22 protein-coding genes are annotated in these 19,374 nt (G+C 52.9%); 16 read left to right on the forward strand and 6 right to left on the reverse strand.

From position 1 onward, the window contains the following. Window positions 1-27 precede the first annotated feature (27 nt). Entirely contained in the window at window positions 28-1,026 is a 999-nt protein-coding gene (locus KNP02_RS13610) for a peptidylprolyl isomerase (protein ID WP_214709944.1), read from the reverse strand. A gap of 151 nt (window positions 1,027-1,177) precedes the next feature. On the opposite strand from KNP02_RS13610, the gene KNP02_RS13615 reads away from it, so the two are divergent. Further along, a complete protein-coding gene (locus tag KNP02_RS13615; protein ID WP_242679007.1) occupies window positions 1,178-1,516 on the forward strand; it encodes a DUF1878 family protein in 339 nt (112 codons plus the stop codon). Here KNP02_RS13615 and KNP02_RS13620 read toward each other — a convergent pair. After that, complete coding sequence (locus tag KNP02_RS13620) at window positions 1,500-2,063, reverse strand: HTH-type transcriptional regulator Hpr (RefSeq protein ID WP_021066715.1); 564 nt, start codon at window positions 2,061-2,063, stop codon at window positions 1,500-1,502. The two genes, KNP02_RS13615 and KNP02_RS13620, sit on opposite strands and share 17 nt — an antisense overlap. A gap of 60 nt (window positions 2,064-2,123) precedes the next feature. Continuing rightward, the gene (locus tag KNP02_RS13625) at window positions 2,124-2,480 is read right to left on the reverse strand and encodes a hypothetical protein (protein ID WP_235420126.1); all 357 of its coding nucleotides are present in this window, start codon (window positions 2,478-2,480) and stop codon (window positions 2,124-2,126) included. 174 nt (window positions 2,481-2,654) lie between these two features. On the opposite strand from KNP02_RS13625, the gene KNP02_RS13630 reads away from it, so the two are divergent. Next, the gene (locus tag KNP02_RS13630) at window positions 2,655-2,984 is read left to right on the forward strand and encodes a hypothetical protein (protein WP_251129344.1); all 330 of its coding nucleotides are present in this window, start codon (window positions 2,655-2,657) and stop codon (window positions 2,982-2,984) included. A gap of 51 nt (window positions 2,985-3,035) precedes the next feature. On the opposite strand, the gene KNP02_RS13635 is transcribed toward KNP02_RS13630, so the two are convergent. Then, on the reverse strand, window positions 3,036-3,464 hold the full coding sequence (locus tag KNP02_RS13635; protein ID WP_214709937.1) for an HIT family protein: 429 nt from the start codon (window positions 3,462-3,464) through the stop codon (window positions 3,036-3,038). Window positions 3,465-3,595: 131 nt separating this feature from the next. Here KNP02_RS13635 and KNP02_RS13640 point away from each other — a divergent pair, with 131 nt between their 5' ends. After that, window positions 3,596-4,645 carry a hypothetical protein gene (locus tag KNP02_RS13640; protein WP_214709935.1) on the forward strand — a complete coding sequence of 350 codons (1,050 nt, stop codon included), beginning with the start codon at window positions 3,596-3,598 and terminating at the stop codon, window positions 4,643-4,645. A gap of 48 nt (window positions 4,646-4,693) precedes the next feature. On the opposite strand, the gene KNP02_RS13645 is transcribed toward KNP02_RS13640, so the two are convergent. Then, complete coding sequence (locus KNP02_RS13645) at window positions 4,694-4,948, reverse strand: GlsB/YeaQ/YmgE family stress response membrane protein (RefSeq protein ID WP_114166416.1); 255 nt, start codon at window positions 4,946-4,948, stop codon at window positions 4,694-4,696. A 167-nt stretch (window positions 4,949-5,115) separates the two neighbouring features. Between KNP02_RS13645 and KNP02_RS13650 the strand changes: the two genes are divergently transcribed. After that, window positions 5,116-5,853 carry an ABC transporter ATP-binding protein gene (locus KNP02_RS13650; RefSeq protein ID WP_214709933.1) on the forward strand — a complete coding sequence of 246 codons (738 nt, stop codon included), beginning with the start codon at window positions 5,116-5,118 and terminating at the stop codon, window positions 5,851-5,853. After that, window positions 5,850-6,980, forward strand: coding sequence for an ABC transporter permease (locus tag KNP02_RS13655; RefSeq protein WP_214709931.1), 1,131 nt, complete (start codon window positions 5,850-5,852; stop codon window positions 6,978-6,980). Before KNP02_RS13650 ends, KNP02_RS13655 begins: the two co-directional genes overlap by 4 nt. 39 nt (window positions 6,981-7,019) lie before the next feature. Here the strand turns inward: KNP02_RS13655 and KNP02_RS13660 are convergent, their stop codons facing one another. Continuing rightward, complete coding sequence (locus KNP02_RS13660; protein ID WP_214709929.1) at window positions 7,020-8,318, reverse strand: ammonium transporter; 1,299 nt, start codon at window positions 8,316-8,318, stop codon at window positions 7,020-7,022. Between the two features lie 128 nt (window positions 8,319-8,446). On the opposite strand from KNP02_RS13660, the gene KNP02_RS13665 reads away from it, so the two are divergent. The 11 genes from KNP02_RS13665 to copZ all read left to right on the forward strand — a co-directional run bounded on the left by KNP02_RS13665 (window position 8,447) and on the right by copZ (window position 19,262). Continuing rightward, window positions 8,447-8,752 carry a MerR family transcriptional regulator gene (locus KNP02_RS13665; protein WP_214709928.1) on the forward strand — a complete coding sequence of 102 codons (306 nt, stop codon included), beginning with the start codon at window positions 8,447-8,449 and terminating at the stop codon, window positions 8,750-8,752. 115 nt (window positions 8,753-8,867) lie between these two features. Beyond that, a complete protein-coding gene (hemE, locus tag KNP02_RS13670; RefSeq protein WP_214709926.1) occupies window positions 8,868-9,917 on the forward strand; it encodes a uroporphyrinogen decarboxylase in 1,050 nt (349 codons plus the stop codon). After that, the gene (gene hemH, locus KNP02_RS13675) at window positions 9,914-10,843 is read left to right on the forward strand and encodes a ferrochelatase (protein ID WP_214709924.1); all 930 of its coding nucleotides are present in this window, start codon (window positions 9,914-9,916) and stop codon (window positions 10,841-10,843) included. The genes hemE and hemH overlap by 4 nt, the downstream gene beginning before the upstream one ends. Further along, entirely contained in the window at window positions 10,836-12,221 is a 1,386-nt protein-coding gene (gene hemG / locus KNP02_RS13680) for a protoporphyrinogen oxidase (RefSeq protein WP_214709922.1), read from the forward strand. Before hemH ends, hemG begins: the two co-directional genes overlap by 8 nt. A gap of 89 nt (window positions 12,222-12,310) precedes the next feature. Beyond that, window positions 12,311-13,198 carry a Cof-type HAD-IIB family hydrolase gene (locus KNP02_RS13685; RefSeq protein WP_251129341.1) on the forward strand — a complete coding sequence of 296 codons (888 nt, stop codon included), beginning with the start codon at window positions 12,311-12,313 and terminating at the stop codon, window positions 13,196-13,198. 68 nt (window positions 13,199-13,266) lie between these two features. Then, complete coding sequence (gene lplA / locus KNP02_RS13690; protein ID WP_214709918.1) at window positions 13,267-14,256, forward strand: lipoate--protein ligase; 990 nt, start codon at window positions 13,267-13,269, stop codon at window positions 14,254-14,256. 157 nt (window positions 14,257-14,413) lie between these two features. After that, window positions 14,414-14,887 (forward strand): PTS sugar transporter subunit IIA, encoded by a 474-nt coding sequence (locus KNP02_RS13695; RefSeq protein ID WP_034776548.1) that lies wholly within the window; start codon window positions 14,414-14,416, stop codon window positions 14,885-14,887. 103 nt (window positions 14,888-14,990) lie between these two features. Then, entirely contained in the window at window positions 14,991-16,538 is a 1,548-nt protein-coding gene (locus KNP02_RS13700; RefSeq protein WP_034776550.1) for a fatty acid--CoA ligase family protein, read from the forward strand. Between the two features lie 94 nt (window positions 16,539-16,632). Continuing rightward, a complete protein-coding gene (locus KNP02_RS13705; RefSeq protein WP_034776552.1) occupies window positions 16,633-16,935 on the forward strand; it encodes a metal-sensitive transcriptional regulator in 303 nt (100 codons plus the stop codon). Between the two features lie 12 nt (window positions 16,936-16,947). Continuing rightward, window positions 16,948-19,059, forward strand: coding sequence for a heavy metal translocating P-type ATPase (locus KNP02_RS13710; RefSeq protein ID WP_034776553.1), 2,112 nt, complete (start codon window positions 16,948-16,950; stop codon window positions 19,057-19,059). Then, window positions 19,056-19,262: a copper chaperone CopZ gene (copZ, locus tag KNP02_RS13715; RefSeq protein ID WP_214709916.1), complete on the forward strand. Its 207-nt coding sequence runs from the start codon at window positions 19,056-19,058 to the stop codon at window positions 19,260-19,262. The genes KNP02_RS13710 and copZ overlap by 4 nt, the downstream gene beginning before the upstream one ends. Window positions 19,263-19,374: the final 112 nt, after the last annotated feature.

Consider the following 19,374-nt stretch of genomic DNA (forward strand, 5'->3'; position numbering starts at 1 on the left):
AAAGACGTCCCGCGGGACGTCTTTTGCTTATTGCTCGGTCGATTCTTCGGCCGGTGCTTCTTCTGTACCTTCTTCTGACGCTTTGATGGCGTCTTTCACGGCGTCGAACTGCTTCGATGCTTTCGCATCTTTCACATCGACGTTATATTTTTCGATTAACTCGGCATAGATTTTGTTCGCGTCGACAGAAGCGGCTTTTTCAGTCGCTAATTCTTCACGGATACGATCTTTCTCGTCTTCGAGTTTAAGGTCTTTTTCTTTACGGTCCATGACTTTGATGACATGGAAGCCGAACTGTGACTGAACCGGCTCAGAGACTTTGTTGACGACGTCTTCTTGGAACGCGTACTCTTCAAATTCAGGGACCATGGCGCCGGCTGAGAAGTAACCGAGGTCGCCACCTTTTTCACCAGAACCTGTGTCTGTCGATTTTTCCTTCGCGACGTCAGCGAAGTCGGCACCGTCGTTCAATTCTTTAATGATCGCTTGTGCTTCTTCTTCTGTCTCGACGAGGATGTGGCTCGCCTTGACTTCGACGTTCTCTTTCGCGAATTGCGCTTCGATATCTTCGTCTGTTACTTCGACGAGCTCAGATTTCGCTGCATCGACGAGCATTTGACCACGGAGTGCTTCTTTGAACTCGTCCGTGCTGGCCATGCCGGCTTGTTGAATCGCTTGCTCGAACTCTTCTTTCGAGTTGAACTGCTCTTCGGTCTTGCTGAACTCTTCATCGACTTTGTCTTGCTCGACTTTGTCGCCATATTCTTTTTCGAGCAATTCGTTCATCGTTTCTTGGAACGCAAGTTGTGGGACCATGCTATCGTAGCTCTTGTCCACGATTTCGCCACGTGTCACTTCGCCGCCTTCAAAAGAAACAACTGTTGAGTTGTCCGAAGACCCGCCGCTTGTCGCCGCATACGTGCCGCCGACACCGATGAGAAGTGCAATCGCTGACGCGCCGACGAGGGCGCCTGTTGAAAACTTCTTGTTCTGTTTGTTAGGTTCATTCGTCATTCCGTTTGACATATATTCCACCCCTATAAATCTATAAGTTTCTAAATCCGACTATACCACATTTTGTTAATGATAACAGCTGTTCTCTTGCCTGTGTAGTATCATAGCACAGAAACGTGTCGTATAATGATGAAAGAGAATGTGAAATAATGGGGTGGAGAGCGTGTCGTTAGAAGAGAAAATCAATCAATTATCGTTTCAAATGGAACTGTTGCTCGGGGCGGTCGATTGGTCGGAGCGGCCGTTCGAACATGAGGTGCTCAAGGCGAATTTGACAAGGCAAGACGTCGTCGCGTTTTTCGCGTTGTTGGATGATATCCGAGAACGACAAAACGAGCAAATGCGCTACGGGCTGTCGTCCGTGGAGCCTTTGCTCGTTCATTTCGTCGGGATGCTTCATCCGCAGTTAGAGGCCGAGACGATTCTCGCGGCGTGTGTGCGCCAAGGGATGGCGCTAGACGTCACGGAACCGTTGTATCGGCAGGTCAAGCTTCTTTACTGATCTCGTCGTCCTCAGGGCGACGTCCGGCTTCTTCCGTGATCATTTTCGACGTTTCTGCGAAGATGTCCATGAAGTTGTCGCCATACAAGCGGCGAACGATCGCCGTGATGTCCGTCAAGTCCGGGAATTTTCCGTACAGTTCTTGGAGCGGTAGCGAGGCACGGAAGACGCCGTTCTCTTCCGGGTCGAACGCATGAATCGTCTCGAGCAAGAGCGCTTCACCTTCAGGCGTCAATTGGACGTACGTATTGCGTTTGTCCGTCTCCTTTTTCGAGAACGTGAGCAAACCGCGGTCTTCTAACTTCTTCGAGAAGTTGAACGCCGTCGATACGTGCATGACCCCGTATTTGGCGATCTCTGAGATCGAGGCGCCGCCAAGGGCGTGAGCGATCCATAAAATATGGTGTTCGTTAATGTTCAAATCGAACGGCTTGATCCAATTCTGCCAGTCTTTCTCGACCGTCTTCCACAATGCCTTACTAAGTTGAATGATTTTATGACTATAGAGCATGGCCTCAGGGCCAGTGAATTCTTTTTCATGTTCCATGTCGATCCATCCTTTCCGGATACAATGTGACTAAAACGACGGGCGATGACAACAGACCGGTCAGTTGGTCTTTTCCGCTTTCGCTTCGGTCATGTCTGACTGTACGTTCGAAAGCTCGTCTAGGTTTCCTTGGATCCGCTCGATTGAAGGCTGAATGTCTTGTTGATAACGTTCGACTTCGGCTTTCACTTGATCCGTCAATTCTTTCCCTTGCAATTTACCGGCCGCGGCCACTTGCGACGCGTCCTTGGCAACTTTTTGGAATTGTTCTTTCAACGTAGTGATTGTGGACGCCCGGTGTTGATTGGCCGCGGCGTCATTTGCCGTTCCACGGGCGATTTTCTTCACGGTCGCAACCCCTAAAAACGCTACGACGAAGCCAAATGCAACCCACTCTCGACGATTGTGACTCGACAATATATTCCCCTCCTCAAGCACACTGATGCTACAATACATTCTTTTCATATTATTTTACCAAAAAAGAGTGATTAAAAACCTATATCTTAAATAAAAATTTTCAGAACATTCAATTTTGACCGAAAAATCATTTTATTTTAAACTATGGGTAAAGGAAGGTGACCTCCAGTGAACATGCGAAAGCGTTGGGTTGATGACATGCTAGACCTGTATAACGCGGCCAAGCGACTGGGAGATGACCCTTGGGCACAGACAATATTGGAAGCACTCGAGGCGGGATATGAAGCGTCGGAACAGAATGAACAGACGCGTAAACAAACTTTGCTTGAAAAGCGACTCGTTGAAATAGACGCCCGTCTAAATTTGTTAAGAAAAGAATTCGAACAAGCGGAATCTGTCAAATCGCGGCAACAGTTGTACGAGCAAGCGATTAAATTACAAGTCGAACGGGCCCAAATCGAGGAAGAGCGGAAACGTCATCTCGATTCGATCAATTCGTCATAAGGGCACATAAGACAATGGACCGGTCGCTCCAGGAGCGACCGGTCCATTTTTTCATAGCTTCGCTTTGATGCCGGCAGCGATGGCTTGCATGTCTTCAGTGGAGTAATCGTCTTGGTGCGTCTCCCATTTTGCGTCAAATCCATCTGTCTCGCCATAGCGTGGCAACAGATGCATATGGAAATGGTAAACCGTTTGTCCGGCGATTGCTTCGGCGTTCGATAGGATGTTCATGCCGATCGCACCCGTCTCGCGCTGGATGGCGTTTGCGATAGAAGGCACGGCTTGGAAGACGTCCCGGGCGACATCGGCTGGCAGTTCATAAATGTTTCGGGCGTGATGTTTTGGGATGACGAGCGTATGGCCTTTCGTGACCTGCGAGATATCGAGGAACGCGATGACGGCATCGTCCTCGTATACCTTATGAGAAGGAATCTCGTTTTGGACGATTTTACAAAAAATACAGTTGGCTTCAGTGTGCATGTGGGTTCCTCCATTCGTAAATGACTATTCCACTTCATCATAACATGGAAATTCAGGCGGAAGAATGATTGTCCGGGAGGATGAATCGTCTTAGACTAGAAACAACAGCAATCAAGAGAGGAAGTAAACGGATGGCGTATGTACGATCGAAAAAAACGGTACGGCGGAGGCGAATCTATTATGTCTTCCTTGCGACAATCGTGCTCGGGCTGATTGCCGGGGCCGTCTATCGCTGGGGATATCAACCGGCGGCAGCCAATGACAAGATTCATGTCCGGTTCAAAGAGGCGCTGTTGAACGAGGACGTCAGTTTCTTCCAGGAGAACGTCGAGTATGAATCAGAACCGCTGACACGAGCCGAGGCGCTCCGCTTCATGGGTTGGTTGAATGAAGAGAAGACGATTCGGGGCGAGGCCATCTCAGAAGTAGCGCAGGACCGCGCCGACCGGGAGCAAGGTATGGAGACGGATGGGTTGTTCCGGCTCGTCGATACGGGGGCAGGACGGTTTGGTTTCTCGGACTATCGGATTGAATTGTTGCCGAAGACGCTCGTTGTGACATCGGACGTACCGTTGACGAACGTGTGGGTGGACGGTGCACAAGTCGGTCGAATTGATGAAGGGGGCGGTGAGGTGGAGCTCGAGCGTATGCCGGGTCGTTATGACGTGAAAGCCGTCGCCGTCATCGATGGGTCGACGGTGACCGAGACTGAGGTCGTGACGCTGACAGAAGACGATGACTTGGCGTTTGCCTTGTTGCCGGAACAAGCTGAGACCGTCGCCGGGCAGTTCGATCTTGATCGAGCCGAGTTGATTGAAATCGAAGTCGAAGCTCAGACAGGTCACTCGATTGAGACGATCGAAGGGCTGATGAACAAACGTGAACAAACCGTCCTCGACGAGATTGGTGAACCGATGGAGCGAGGGGACGTCTGGCGCTATGACGGGATGGAGCTGCGGTTTGTTGACGGGCGCGTCGGACGCATCGACATCAATTTACAGAAGCGGCCGGATGACCTTATTGCGCTTTTAGGTGAACCGAACGAGCGAGTCGAAACGGACCTCGGTGTCGAATGGCGTTACGATCGGACGTTGCTCGAGTCGATTTTCACGTTTTTGCGCTTGGAGAGCGAGAAACGATTCATCGAGCGGGATGAGGCCCTCTATCTCATGTTGACATGACAAAAAAACGGGACCCTCGCCGAGGGTCCCGTTTTCGTGAGCTATAGATTAACGCTTGCGGTTCATTGACTTCATGATGAACGATACGATGAAGATCAAGATGATTGCACCGAGAAGTGCTGGGATAATCGCGATGTCGCCGATTGATGGTCCGAAGTCTCCAAAGATGAGGCCACCGAGCCAAGCACCGATGATACCGGCAATGATGTTTCCGATGACGCCGCCTGGTACATCCTTACCTAAAATAAGACCTGCTAACCAACCGATGATACCCCCGACAATTAAAGTGATAATCCAACCCATAAAAACATTCTCCTTTCCGTTTTGTCCATTGTTCTCACTAGCAATTTTATGGAACAATGGAAGTATTGAATAAGTTTTAAAATGCCTTACAGTTCAGATTATTCCCATGTGACAGCTTTTAAAACATATATCACAAAAAAAAGTTGAAAATGAGGGGTGGAGTTTTCATGTTGCACGTCGACCATTTGAACGGCGGTTATATAGGTAAACAAGTGTTACACGATGTTTCGTTTGAAGTGAAAATAGGTGAGCTCGTCGGGCTGATAGGGCTAAACGGAGCAGGAAAGTCGACGACAATTAAACATATTCTAGGATTGCTTGAGCCGATATCGGGTTTAGTCGAAATCGATAGTCTCACACTCGACTCGTCAGAAAACAACTATCGCAAGAAAATAAGTTATATACCCGAGACCCCTATCCTTTATGATACGTTGACGTTGCGTGAACATTTGACCTTGATTGGGAAAGCGTATGACATCGATGCGGCCGACCTGAAAATCCGGACCGAAAGACTGGCCCGAGATATGCGGATGGAGAAGCAGTTGGACTGGTTTCCGTCCGTTTTTTCAAAAGGAATGCGTCAAAAAGCGATGATCCTCTGTGCACTCGTGACAAAGACGCCGCTCCTCATCGTCGATGAGCCGTTCGTCGGACTCGATCCACTCGCGATTCGTCAATTATTGAGATTGTTTGATGAGTATAAGGAAGATTGCGCCATCTTGATGTCGACCCACATCTTGGAGACGGCGGAACGTCACTGCGACCGCTTCGTTTTCTTGCACCAGGGGTCGGTCATCGCGACCGGTACGGCGGCGCAGTTGCGCGAGACATATGGTCTTCGTCCGGACGCCACGCTCGATGACATTTATGTCGAGGCGATTGATGCCGAGGAGCGGAAGCAATGAACGCGTTCAAACAACGATTTGGCGTCTGGGTGGAGGACGTCGTGAAATACAGCCGGTACGTGGCGAACGGCGGTTTGTTGTTCACACTTTATTTCACGCTCATTTACGGAGCGTTCGTTTACAACCAGTTCTTGACGGACTTGGACCCGGCATTCCCGAGTGAATGGATTGTGGCGCTCCTCTGGTTGCTTCTGCCGCTCGGGCATCGCCCCCGCACATTGATTCAAGAAGCGGACCAAGTCTTCTTATTGCCGCGACTCGGTGAGATGCAAACATTCATGAACGGCGTTCGACTATTCAACGTCGTCTTCGCTGCCGTCCGTGCCGTCCTCATCACGCTCGTCGTGTTGCCGTTGCTCGTCCGGACGCAAGCGCTCACCTCGGTCGAAGTCGGGGCCATCATCGCGACGAGTGTCCTGATCTCGGTGGCGGGGCGGCTCGCCAAGTTGGAGGGGGTCAAATATGTCGTCTTGCCGAGCGCGCTCGCCAGCGGCTTTCTCATCCTGTTTGGTGTGCCGATGTTGACACCGGTGCCGGCGCTCATCCCATTCGTCTTGCTCCACGTGCGACGAAATCGACGCATCCCGCTGTTCGATTGGCTCTTGCTTGAAGAGAAGAGCAAAGCCCAGTTCAACCGGGTCGTCAGTTGGTTCGTCGATGTCCCGGCGATGCGGGAAGATGTGCGGGAACGATCGCTCATCGTCAGCCTGCTCGAGCGCTCGGTCTTGAAACGGGCCGATGCGGCACGGTACGTCTATGGCCTCCGGGTCATGCGCTCGAACGACTCGCTCGATCTCGTGTTGCGTCTTTCCGCCGTCGCGCTCGTCGTTATGTGGCTCTCGGGCGGGTGGTACGTCGGGTTGGTCGTCCCGCTTTTCGTCGGGTTGACTGCCTTGCAACTCGTCCCATTGTTTAAACGACTCGACACGGTGTCGATGGCGTCGTGGTTGCCGATCACACGTGCCGAGCGGCTCGTCGCCTATAAATGGTGGGCGACACGGCTGTTGTTCGCGCAAATGCTCGCCCTTGGCGCGGCTTCGCTCATGTTCGGGGCGACGTGGGACGCGCTCGTCGGTCTCGTGCTCGCATATATGGTCGTCCGGTACTATTTGAGCCGACTGACATGAAACAGGGACACCCGCTTTGGGTGTCCCTGACTGTTGTCGTTATTTCTTCGGTGACATGACCGATACACTCGACCCGAGAATTTTCGGGAGGCGTGCCGGAGTTTCAGGTTCTGTCTCGACTTCACCGTATGCGGATACACCGTGCTCGGCGATGTCGAGGCCGATATCTTCTTGTTCTTCCGTGACACGAAGACCGATCGTGACGTCGAGCAATTTCAAGAACACGTAGCTACCGCCACCAGCGATGACCATTGCGATCAAGACGCCGAGTGCTTGAACACCGAGTTGACCCAAGCCGCCGCCGTAGAAGAGGCCGGCCGAACCGATGCCCGTGATTTCGACCAAACGAGGCGAGGCGAAGAATCCGAGCGCGAGCGTCCCGATGATTCCGGCGACCCCGTGTACCGAGAAAGCACAGAGCGGGTCATCGACATATTTTGCCATGAGGATGCTCGTGCCGTATGTGGCGATCGAAGCGACGGCACCGATGACGACGGCGGCCCATGGTTCGACGAAGGCACAGGCAGCAGTGATCGCGACGAGCGCCCCGAGCACACCGTTGACGATCGTCGGGATGTCCGCTGTCTTCTTATGCATCATGACGATGGCGAGGGCGCCGAGGGCACCGGCAGCCGTGGCGAGCATCGTCGTAAGAGCGACGTAACCGAAGAAGCCGTCTGCGACCGACATCGTCGACCCGGCATTGAATCCGAACCAGCAGAGCCAGAGCACGAGTCCACCGACGACCGTCAAGACGTGGTTGTGACCGGCGAGTGATTCGGTTTTACGACGTGGTTTCAAGATGATCGTGGCCATGAGGGCGGCCATTCCGCCTTGAAGGTGGACGACGGCCGAACCGGCGAAGTCTTGCATCCCCATCGATCCGAGGAGTCCACCGGCCCATACGGAACGGGCGACGATCGGATAGAGGATGGCGACGAAGAAGATACCGAATAAGACGTACGCGGAAAGTTTGGCCCGCTCTGCGAAACCGCCCCAGGCGATGGCGAGTGCGACAGCGACGAACGACAACTGGAACAAGAATTTGATGTCGATCGAGACGTTGGCCCAATCAAGGCTCGTGAACGATCCGTTCATGAAGAATCCTTCCGTCCCGAACCAGCGGGTCCCGTCCCCGAAGGAGAGGCCGAAGCCGACAGCCCAAAAGGCGAGTGCCGCCACAGAGAGGCTGATGATTTGTTTGACTGCGACGTGCCCGGCGTTTTTAGCCCGGAGCGTCCCCGTCTCGAGCAAGCCAAAACCAAGTTGCATCGTTAAGACGAGCAGTGCAGCGATGAGTACGAACAGCGTGTCCATATAATATAAAATGTCTTCCATGTTGCGATTCCTCCTTTTTGCGATTGATGATTCAAAAGTTGTTTTCAGTGTAAGACGAAAAATTCGACTTGGATTGCAATTTGTCAGATTATCTGACATAGTTTTTTTATGAAGGAGGAGGACGAGGGATGGACTATAAGTCGAAGAAAGTAATCGGGATGGGCGTCATCACTGAGCTGACAGGACTTTCGGAGCGACAAGTCCGTTATTATGAAGCGAAAGGGCTCGTCTTTCCGGATCGGACAAAAGGTGGATCACGTAAATATTCCTTCCATGACGTCGAGCGATTGGTCGATGTAGCGTCGAAACTTGAGGATGGCTGGAGAATTCAAGACATCAAAGAGCGCGAGAAGCGTTTGTCGACGAAACAGCGTGACGATTTGATTCGTGGTCAGCTCAATTCGGCATTCCGCACGTATCCGCCAAAGAAATGACACAAAGAAAACACAATGAAAATGCTTCACATTAGCATTATTCTAATTAATTTCTGTATAATGTTTTTGAGTTCACATACCTATAGAAGAGAGTGTAGGAGAATTATAGAGGGGAATGACGCGACGTATGAACGATACTATTTTGAAGGCGTTTAAAGGAGAGGCGACAGACTATGTGCCCGTCTGGTACATGCGCCAAGCCGGACGCTACCAACCAGAATATCGTGAGATCAAAAAAACGAGGACACTATTCGAAATCACGCATGATGCCGAATTGTGTGCCTACGTGACAGAGCTCCCGGTAAAACAACTAGGGGTCGACGCGGCCATTCTGTATAAAGATATTATGACGCCACTCCCGTCGATGGGCGTGGATGTGGAAATCAAGAGCGGCATCGGTCCGGTCATTGATAACCCGTACCGGACGATGGAAGACGTGGAACGCTTAAAACCGCTCAACACGGACGACATCTCGTACGTGTTCGAGACGATCCGTTTGCTTCGGGAACGTTTGGAAGTCCCGCTCATCGGATTCTCAGGCGCACCGTTCACGCTCGCGAGCTACATGATTGAAGGTGGTCCTTCGAAGAGCTACCACCGAACGAAAGCACTCATGTACGCCGAGCCGGACGTGTGGAACGCGCTCATGGAGAAACTGGGCGACATGGTCATCACATATGCGACGGCACAAGCAGAAGCCGGGATCCAGGCGTTCCAATTGTTCGACTCATGGGTTGGGACGCTCAGCCGTAAGGATTATGTCCGTTATATCAAACCGACGACAGAACGAATCTTCACCGAGTTGCGCAAGCTCGACATCCCGCTCATCATGCACGGTGTCGGAGCGAGCCATCTCGTCGAAGAGTGGCAAGACCAGCCGCTCGACGTCGTCGGACTCGACTGGCGCCTATCGATTCAAGAGGCGCGCGACCGCGGCATCACGAAAGCGGTCCAAGGTAACCTTGACCCGTCATTCTTGTTGGCCCCGTGGCCGGTCATCGAAGCGAAAGTGAAAGAAATCCTCGACGAGGGGATGAAACAACCTGGATACGTCTTCAACTTGGGACATGGGGTGTTCCCGGAAGTCGATCCGTCCGTTCTCGTCAAATTGACAGCATTTATCCATGACTACTCACGTGAAAAAATGGGAGGCAAATCATTATGAAAACCGTCGGATTACTCGTAATGGCTTATGGGACACCATACAAACCTGAAGATATCGAGCGTTACTACACACACATCCGCTATGGCCGTAAACCATCACCGGAAGCACTCCAAGACTTGACGGAGCGCTATGAGGCCATCGGTGGCGTGTCACCGCTCGCGAAAATCACCATCGACCAAGCGGAGACGCTCCGTGACATCTTGAACGAGCGTCACGCCGGTGAGATCGACTTCAAGCTCTACATCGGGCTCAAGCACATCGAACCGTTCGTAGAAGATGCGGTCGCGCAAATGGCGAACGACGGCATCAAAGAAGCGGTTTCGGTCGTATTGGCGCCGCACTACTCGTCATATAGCGTCAAGTCTTACAACGGGCGGGCGCATGAAGAAGCCGCGAAATACGGCATCGAGATCCGTTCGGTCGAATCGTGGTACGATGAGCCGAAATTCATCAACTGGTGGGCAGAAGCGATCAAAGCGACATTCGCGAACTTGCCAGTACCGGCCGAGAAGGCTTGCTTGATCGTCTCGGCGCACAGTCTGCCAGAGAAGATTTTGGCAGGCGGCGACCCGTATCCGGATCAATTGAAAGAAACGGCTGACAAAATCGCCCAAGCGGCGGGCGTACTGAACTACGAGGTCGGTTGGCAGTCGGAAGGCAACACGCCTGACCCGTGGATCGGACCGGACGTCCAAGATTTGACGGCTGAACTTTATGAAAAGCATGGATACGAGGCGTTCGTTTACACGCCGGTCGGATTCGTCGCGGATCATCTCGAAGTGCTCTTCGACAACGACGTGGAATGTAAAGTCGTCTGTGACCGCCTTGGCGTTCACTATGCACGTCCGAACATGCCAAACGCGGAGCGGAGCTTCATTGAAGCCATCGCCGATCGCATGGAAAGCGTGATTGTACATCATGCGTAATGTAACGATTGTCGGTGGTGGGATCACAGGTCTCACCGCCGCTTTTTATGCCGAGCGTTATTTGCCGGAAGACGTCACGATCAAGCTCGTTGAAGCGAGCGGACGGTTAGGCGGGAAAATCGATACGTTCGAGACCGGGGAGTTTGCGGTCGAACGTGGGCCGGACTCCTACGTGTTCCGGAAGACGGCGATGACCGACTTGATTCATGACGTCGGGCTCGGAGATGAACTCGTCCGGAATGGGGTCGGCCAAGCATACGTGCTCCATCATGACGGATTGCATCCAATTCCGAAACAGACGGTCATGGGGATTCCGCTCGATGTCGATGCGTTCAAGGACACGACGCTCCTATCGGAGGAAGAACATGCCGCGCTCCGGACGATGCTCTTATCGCCACCGGACGTCGAAACACCGGAAACGGACGTCTCGCTCGGTCTGTACTTGCGGGAGCGGGTCGGGGACCCGATCGTCGACCGGTTAATCGAACCGCTTCTTTCTGGGATTTACGCGGGAGACATCGATCAGATGAGCGCATTGTCGACGTTTCCTCAGTTCATCGAGGGTGAGAAGAAATACGGGAACTTGTATGAAGGGATGCGTCACTTGCGCCCCGAACAGCGAGTCGCGGAAGTCGGCGCCAAGAAAGTCGGACAGTTCGCTTCACTCAAACGAGGGTTGAAGTCGCTCACCGATCGTCTTGCCGAGCGGTTAGAGCGCACCGAGATCATCTTGAACTGTTCGGTCGAACAAGTCGAGGAGATTGAGGACGGCTATCGCCTGCTGACGAACCGGGGCGATATCGAGTCCGATTACCTCATCTTGACGGTCCCGCCCCGGCTCATCCGTCAGTTCTTACCAAAAGTCGAGAGCGATTTCTTAGCCGAAATGAAACCGCACGCGACGGCGACGTGTTCGCTCGTGTTCAAAGAAGACGATATCGAGTTACCGTTCGTCGGGACAGGTTTCGTCACGAGCCAAGAGGCGGACGTGACAATCACCGCGTGCACGTTCATCGACCAAAAATGGCCGCACGCCGTGCCGGAAGGGTATCACGTCCTGCGCGTCTTTCTCGGTCGTCCGGGCGCCGATGAAATCGTCGATGCGTCCGACGAGGAAATTGTCGCGACGGCGTTACATGACCTCGGTGGCTTGATGACAATTAAAGCGGCGCCGATCGAGACGATTGTCAGCCGGCTCCGGGACGGGTTGCCGCCCTACGCCGTTTTCCATTCCGACCGGGTCCGCGCGCTGCGCGCCGAGATGGGTCGCGTCTATCCAGGCATCCTGCTCGCGGGCATTGCCTATGACGGGATCGGCATGCCGGATTGCATCAAGAGCGTCCATGAACAGATCAAGGCGCTCTCGGAAGAAGATTAAAGATTTATGAAGGGAGGTGTCGGATTATTCCGATTGCCTCTCTTTTTGTTATAGTTATAAGCGAAACAGAAAAAGAGGAGTGGATGTTGATGACAACGTATAAATTGTTCGTATCTGATATGGACGGCACGATCCTGCACAACCACACGAAAATCGCACCCGAGACGGCAGAAATCGTCCGTGCGGCAGAAGCGCAAGGGATTCGCTTTGCGATTGCGACGGGACGCAATTACTTCAATGCGAAAGAAATCCTCGATGAGGTCGGCCTCACGTGCCCGATTGTCTCTTCAAACGGCGGACGAGTGTTGACGGAAACCGGCGACGTGCTACATGAAATCGATTTGACGATGGAAGAAGCGCTCGAGGTCGTATCGGTGTTGCATCAAGACCATAAATACTCGGACGTCTTCTATGAGATGTACTCAGAGGCGGGACTCGTCGCGAGTCGACTCGACTTGATCGATGCGACGATGGAGAACTTGAAACAGAACGGAGACAATCGGTCGCTCGAGATGTATGAGTTTTTCCGCAAACGATATTACGTTAACGAGGACGTTCGTCTCGTCGAAGACATCGAGGACTTCATCAAGAATGAGGCCGGACGCGTCTATAAATTCATCGCTTTCTCGAGCCACTTTGAGAAGATGTCATCTCTATGGGCAGAAATCGATGAGCGCGTAGAAGGGGTATACGTCACGTCTTCAGGCAAAGATAACATCGAAGTCATGGCGAACGGGGCCGATAAAGGTCACGGCGTGAAAAAACTAGCCGAACATTTCGGTGTCGATTTGTCAGAAGTCGTCGTCATCGGGGACAACTTGAATGACGTCCCAATGTTTAAAGTCGCCGGCAAAGCCATCGCGATGGAAAATAGTCATGAAGATTTGATTGCTATCAGCCACCACGTCACAGAGCGTCATGACGAATATGGCGTCGCGAACGCATTGAAACGCGTCATGAACGGGGAATGGAAGTAAACAAGTTGTAGCGCCGGGCCGACGTCTCGTATAATACAATTAATGATTATCCTTAGGAGGAACCTACTGTGAAATTTATTTTCAACCCGGATATCCGGGACCCAAAACTCAACTTGGCGGTCGAAGAGTATATCCTCAAACATTTGAACGTCGAGCACGAGGACTATTTCTTGTTCTATATTAACGGCCCGTCAATCATCATCGGTAAGAACCAAAACACATCAGAAGAAGTCAATTTGAAGTATATCGAAGAGAATGGGATTGACGTCGTCCGTCGTCTCTCAGGCGGTGGTGCCGTCTATCATGATGAAGGGAACTTGAACTTCAGCTTCATCACAAAAGATGACGGCAACTCGTTCAATAACTATAAGAAGTTCACGCAACCGATTGTTGATGCCTTGAAACAACTAGGAGTCGAGGCAGAATTGACGGGACGCAACGACATTCAAGTCGGCGAACGCAAAATCAGCGGTAACGCCCAGTTCACGACGCGCGGCCGCATGTTCAGCCACGGGACGCTCATGTTTAACTCGAACATCGAGGAAGTCGTCAACTCGCTCAACGTCTCGGAAGAGAAGATGCGCTCGAAAGGGATCAAGTCGGTCCGTAGTCGCGTCGCCAACATCACGGAATTCTTAGAAGAAGAGATGGCGATGGAGGACTTCGTCGAGGCGCTACTTCATTCAATTTACGATGGACAGGAACCGGAACGTTACGTCCTTCGTGACGAGGACTGGGAAATCGTCCAAGATATCTCGAAAGAACGCTATGCGAACTGGGACTGGAACTTCGGGAAATCGCCGAAGTTTGATGTCGAGTCGAAACGTCGATTCCCGATCGGCACGATTGATGTCCGCTTGAACGTCAACAAAGGGACGATTACGGAAGCAAAAATCTACGGCGACTTCTTCGGCGTCGGTGATATCCAGGATGTTGAACAAGTGCTCGTCGGGACGCGCTTCGAACGCGGCGCGATTCGGGAACAATTGTCACAGCTTGACGTCAAACATTACTTTGGCAACGTCGAGCTCGAAGAACTCGTCGATCTCATTAGCTGAAGCGGGTTTGAGGGAAGAAGGGGCTCTGAATAGGGTCCCTTCTTTTTGGCGTTTTCGTGACATCTTGTGTGGACCGTTGCGCGTCGTTTCGACGAGGCGTATCATAATCAATGCAAGCGCTTTCGTAAATTGGGTTCAACCAATAGGAGGAAACAATATGTACCGATTTATCACAGAGTGGATGGACGCGAATTGGATGTGGGTGACGGAGCAACCGACGTTTGACCTCGCTGTCCGCGCGATCGGTCTTGAGTTAGAAGGAAGAGGGATTGTCGATGAGTCATTCGCGCGCGTCGTCATCGAACAAGAGCGGACGATCCCGTCGGGCGTGACAGATGTCGCCGTACCGGTCGCTGTCGTCGATGTACCGCTCCACGTCTCGAAACAAGATGGAATCACGTTGTTACATCTTAATCACCCGTTTGCGATGCAGACGATTGCTGCTGAAACCATTCGGGCCGAGGCGATCTTTTTCATCACGGCAACGACCGAAGCGAAGAAGTCGGCGCTCCACAAATTGATGGACGATTTGCTCATGGATGACGAGACACTGCAGGCGCTCGTCCACGTACAGAGCCGGACCGGTTTGTATCATTTGAAGACGATGGACTTGAAAGCGTTTTCTTATTGAGCCGTTTCATGTACAATGAAGATAACTGAAAAAGAGCGCGGATGCCGTGCTCTTTTTTACGGCTCAAAAGTGAATAGTCATTCATTTTCAAAGGGGGATTACCATGGCAAACTTAGTCACGGCACTACAGGGCGTTGTGGCCGCGCATCCGAATAAGGCGGCCTACGTGTTTGGAGAAGACACGGTCAGCTACGGACAGTTTTTCGGTCAAATCGAGGCGATGGCGGCGACACTTGAGCAAAAAGGGATTGGACAAGGCGACCACGTCGCAATCGTCCTCGGGAATAGCCCGGCATTCTTGATTTCCTATTTTGCGGTGCTCGCACGAGGTGGGGTCGTCATTCCGATCAACCCTACATACACGCCAGATGAGATGGCCTATATTTTAGTCGATGGGGATGTGAAGGCAATCGTCGCCTTGTCACCGCTCGTCGCGCAAGCAGAAGCCGCGCTCACGAAGTTACCGCAACTCCGCCTCGTCATCTCGGTCCCGTACGCGGACGTACCGGCGTTGAAACGGGACGGGGACATCGAGTTCTTGCCGTTCGAGGAGGCGTTCGCGACGACGAAAGGGGAACTCGTCACGGTCGATGAGGAAGACGTCGCCGTCATCCTCTATACGAGTGGGACGACCGGGAAACCGAAGGGAGCGTTGTTGACGCATCTCAACTTGTTCTCGAACGCCCATTCGATCGGCGAATATTTGGAGATCACGCCGGAAGATAAAGCGCTCGCGGCGCTGCCGATGTTCCACGTCTTCTGTCTGACCGTCATCGTCAATGCCCCACTCCTTCGCGGGGCGACGATTGTCATCTTGCCGAAATTCTCGCCGCAAGACGTGTTCGACCTCATCCCGAGACACCGCGTCAGCATTTTCGCCGGGGTGCCGACGATGTACAACTTCTTGTTACAGACGGCGATGAAAGTCCCGGCCTACGCCTCGGCACTCAAGCATGTCCGCGTCTTCGTCTCCGGTGGGGCGAGCCTGCCGGTGCAACTGCTCGAATCGTTCGAGCAGAAGTTCGAATGTAAGATCCTTGAAGGGTATGGCCTCTCGGAAGCGTCACCGGTCACCTGCTTCAACCCGCTCCATGGGGAGCGGAAGGCAGGTTCGATTGGTCCGTCGATCGTCCACGTCGAGAACAAAGTCGTCGACGAACTCGGGGAAGAGGTCGGGATCGACGAGGTCGGTGAACTGATCGTCCGGGGGCCGAACGTCATGAAAGGGTATTACAAACTCCCAGAAGAGACATCGATGACACTTCGGGACGGATGGCTCTACACCGGCGACTTGGCGAAGCGGGACAAGGACGGATACTTCTATATCGTCGATCGGAAGAAAGATATGGTCATCGTCGGGGGATATAACGTCTATCCGCGCGAAGTCGAAGAAGTGTTGTATCAGCATCCGGGGATCGTCGAGGCGGCCGTCATCGGGGTGCCAGACGCAGAACAAGGGGAAGCAGTCAAAGCGTTCATCGTCACTCGTGACGAGCATGTGACGCTCGACGAGATTCGGTCGTTCGCGGCGACGAAACTGGCGAAGTATAAACAGCCGACACAGATTGAAATCATTGATGAACTGCCTCGGAACACGACCGGAAAAATTTTACGGACCGTCTTGAAGAGCGAGGCGTTCCAACGCAATTGATTAGGGCAAGAGCGACAAATCAGTCGCTCTTTTTTTGATTAAATGATTTGACACCATTACGGGGTAGGGGTATATTTAAGGTGAGGTGATAACCATGGAAGAATTCATGCATGACGAACCGATTGTTCCGCGCGAAGACGCGGAGCGTGAAGCGCTCAGCAAACGGCTGCGCCGGATTGAAGGACAAGTACGAGGGATTCAAAAGATGGTCGAGAGCGACCGTTATTGTGTCGATATTTTGACTCAGACGTCAGCCATTCAAGCTGCGCTCAAACAAGTTGAGATGCAACTGCTCGAACGCCACATGCGCAAATGTCTAGTCCATGCCAGCGAAACGGAAGACATGGACCCATACATTGACGAATTGATGACAATCGTCAGCCGCATCAAAAAGTAAGGAGGTGGACCGATGAAAACCGTCGAACTGTCGATTCAAGGGATGACATGCGCCGCATGTTCGGCCCGAATCGAAAAAGTGTTGAATAAAATGGACGGCGTCGAAGCGACCGTTAACTTGCCGCTTGAAACGGCGACGATTCGCGTCGAGGAAGGTATAACTGAAGAAGAGTTGATTGCCCGAATCGAGAAGATCGGCTACGGCGCAGAACGGAAAGCGGAATTGACCCCGAAACACGACCTCCGCCCGCTCGAACGAAAAGTGCTCATCTCGGCGCTATTGTCAGCACCGCTTCTGCTCGTCATGATTACGCACATCCCGGGTGTGACGTTCCATGCCGATTGGCTCATGAATCCGTGGTGGCAATTCGCGCTCGCCACACCGGTCCAGTTCTGGATCGGGGCCCAGTTTTATAAAGGGGCGTATAAGAGTCTGAAGAGCGGCGCGGCCAACATGGATGTGCTCGTGGCGACAGGGACATCGGCGGCTTACTTTTATTCCGTCTTCGAGATGCTCGTGCATCCGATGCATCCGTCGCTCTATTTTGAGACGAGTGCCGTTTTGATAACGCTCGTATTGCTCGGGAAATGGTTAGAGGCCCGAGCGAAAGAAAAAACGACGGACGCGCTCAAGTCACTTTTATCGTTACAGGCGAAAGAAGCGATTTTACTTGTTGACGGTGTGGAACGGCCAGTCGCGATCGACTTGGTCAAAGCCGGTGACGTCATCGTCGTCCGCCCTGGCGAAAAAGTGCCGGTCGATGGAAAAATCGTCGAAGGTGAGACGGTCATCGATGAGTCGATGTTGACCGGGGAATCAATCCCATCTGAGAAAAGTGTCGGCGCCGATGTTGTCGGCGGAACGATTAACCGCTCGCACCGGGTCTTGATGGTCGCCGAACGTGTTGGCAGCGAGACGATGCTCGCGCAAATTGTTCGTGTTGTTGAACAGGCGCAGACGGACAAAGCCCCGATTCAACGGCAAGCGGACCGGATTTCCGGTGTGTTCGTTCCAATCGTCGTCGCCATCAGTGCCTTGACGTTCGCCGTATGGACGCTTGGCTTCAATGATTTGGACATGGCGATCCGGGCCTCGATTGCCGTTCTCGTTATCGCTTGTCCGTGTGCGCTCGGTCTCGCGACACCGACATCGATCATGGTCGGGACGGGCCGTGCCGCCGAACGTGGTGTCTTGTTCAAAGGTGGCGGTCAGCTCGAATCGTTGAATGGTGTCGATATCGTCGTCTTCGATAAGACGGGGACGCTCACGAAAGGTACGCCGGAAGTCGTGGCGACGTTCGGAGAGACGTCGTTCTTGAAACAAGCCGTCATGGCCGAACGTCAGTCGACGCACCCGCTCGCCGAGGCAATCGGTCGGGGCGAAGGGGACGGTCAGGTCGAACGCGTTGAAGAGTTGGCCGGTCGAGGATTGAAAGCGGTCGTAGATGGGAAACCTCTTCTTATCGGCTCGGTCCGTATGATGCAAGAAGCCGGATTTGCATTACCGGAGTGGGACATGCAGGCGATGACGCCGGTCTATGTGGCCGACGAGTCTGGGGTCGTTGCGGCGTTCGGTCTGCAAGATCGGTTGAAAGACCAAAGCCGTGCCGTCGTCCAACAACTTGCCAAGACGAGACAAGTCTACGTCTTGACCGGTGATCGGAAAGAAGTCGCATTCGACGTCGCCCGTCAACTCGGGATTCCGGAAACGAATGTCATCGCCGAGGTATTGCCCGTCGAGAAGGCGGATCATGTCGAGGCGCTGAAACGCCAGGGCCGTGTGGCCATGGTCGGGGACGGGATGAATGACGCGCCGGCGCTTGCTGTCGCTGACGTCGGCATCGCCTTCGGAAGCGGGACGGATATCGCCCTTGAGGCGGCCGATGTCACCGTGATGGGGCAAGATATCGATGGGGTGAACCGTGCCATCGAGATGAGTGCGTTGACGATGCGTAACATTCGTCAAAATTTGTTCTGGGCGCTTGCCTATAACAGTCTCGGTATCCCGGTCGCAGCGGCCGGTTTGCTCGCCCCATGGATTGCCGGGGCGGCCATGGCGTTCAGTTCGGTCTCGGTCGTCTTGAACGCGTTACGATTGAAAACACAAGGAGGAACATCAAAATGAATGAAACGACATTAAAAGTAGAAGGTATGACATGTAATCACTGCAAGGCGGCGGTCGAAGGCGCCTTGACAAAACTTGAAGGCGTCGAGTCAGCGATCGTCTCGTTACAGGACCATCGGGTCGATGTCATCCACAACGATAAAATTTCAGTGAAAACGATGATCGAAGCCATCGAAGAACAGGGTTACGACGTCAACGCATAATCGAGAGCTCCCGCCTACCATGGGAGGGCACTGAAAAACTTCAAATGATTTTGAACAGATGAGCGTCGTCCCGTTTGGGATGACGCTCATCTGTTTTCCTTGTCCTTCAGCC

The sequence above is a fragment of the Exiguobacterium sp. s40 genome, from assembly GCF_018617905.1.
GTDB lineage: Bacteria > Bacillota > Bacilli > Exiguobacteriales > Exiguobacteriaceae > Exiguobacterium > Exiguobacterium mexicanum_A.

Coding starts and splice junctions, on each gene's coding strand:
- KNP02_RS13610 (WP_214709944.1), bottom strand. CDS start 1,026: ATGTCAAACGGAATGACGAATGAACCTAACAAACAGAACAAGAAGTTT.
- KNP02_RS13620 (WP_021066715.1), bottom strand. CDS start 2,063: ATGGAACATGAAAAAGAATTCACTGGCCCTGAGGCCATGCTCTATAGT.
- KNP02_RS13630 (WP_251129344.1), top strand. CDS start 2,655: ATGCGAAAGCGTTGGGTTGATGACATGCTAGACCTGTATAACGCGGCC.
- KNP02_RS13635 (WP_214709937.1), bottom strand. CDS start 3,464: ATGCACACTGAAGCCAACTGTATTTTTTGTAAAATCGTCCAAAACGAG.
- KNP02_RS13640 (WP_214709935.1), top strand. CDS start 3,596: ATGGCGTATGTACGATCGAAAAAAACGGTACGGCGGAGGCGAATCTAT.
- KNP02_RS13645 (WP_114166416.1), bottom strand. CDS start 4,948: ATGGGTTGGATTATCACTTTAATTGTCGGGGGTATCATCGGTTGGTTA.
- KNP02_RS13650 (WP_214709933.1), top strand. CDS start 5,116: ATGTTGCACGTCGACCATTTGAACGGCGGTTATATAGGTAAACAAGTG.
- KNP02_RS13655 (WP_214709931.1), top strand. CDS start 5,850: ATGAACGCGTTCAAACAACGATTTGGCGTCTGGGTGGAGGACGTCGTG.
- KNP02_RS13660 (WP_214709929.1), bottom strand. CDS start 8,318: ATGGAAGACATTTTATATTATATGGACACGCTGTTCGTACTCATCGCT.
- KNP02_RS13665 (WP_214709928.1), top strand. CDS start 8,447: ATGGACTATAAGTCGAAGAAAGTAATCGGGATGGGCGTCATCACTGAG.
- hemE (WP_214709926.1), top strand. CDS start 8,868: ATGACGCGACGTATGAACGATACTATTTTGAAGGCGTTTAAAGGAGAG.
- hemH (WP_214709924.1), top strand. CDS start 9,914: ATGAAAACCGTCGGATTACTCGTAATGGCTTATGGGACACCATACAAA.
- hemG (WP_214709922.1), top strand. CDS start 10,836: ATGCGTAATGTAACGATTGTCGGTGGTGGGATCACAGGTCTCACCGCC.
- KNP02_RS13685 (WP_251129341.1), top strand. CDS start 12,311: ATGACAACGTATAAATTGTTCGTATCTGATATGGACGGCACGATCCTG.
- KNP02_RS13695 (WP_034776548.1), top strand. CDS start 14,414: ATGTACCGATTTATCACAGAGTGGATGGACGCGAATTGGATGTGGGTG.
- KNP02_RS13700 (WP_034776550.1), top strand. CDS start 14,991: ATGGCAAACTTAGTCACGGCACTACAGGGCGTTGTGGCCGCGCATCCG.
- KNP02_RS13705 (WP_034776552.1), top strand. CDS start 16,633: ATGGAAGAATTCATGCATGACGAACCGATTGTTCCGCGCGAAGACGCG.
- KNP02_RS13710 (WP_034776553.1), top strand. CDS start 16,948: ATGAAAACCGTCGAACTGTCGATTCAAGGGATGACATGCGCCGCATGT.
- copZ (WP_214709916.1), top strand. CDS start 19,056: ATGAATGAAACGACATTAAAAGTAGAAGGTATGACATGTAATCACTGC.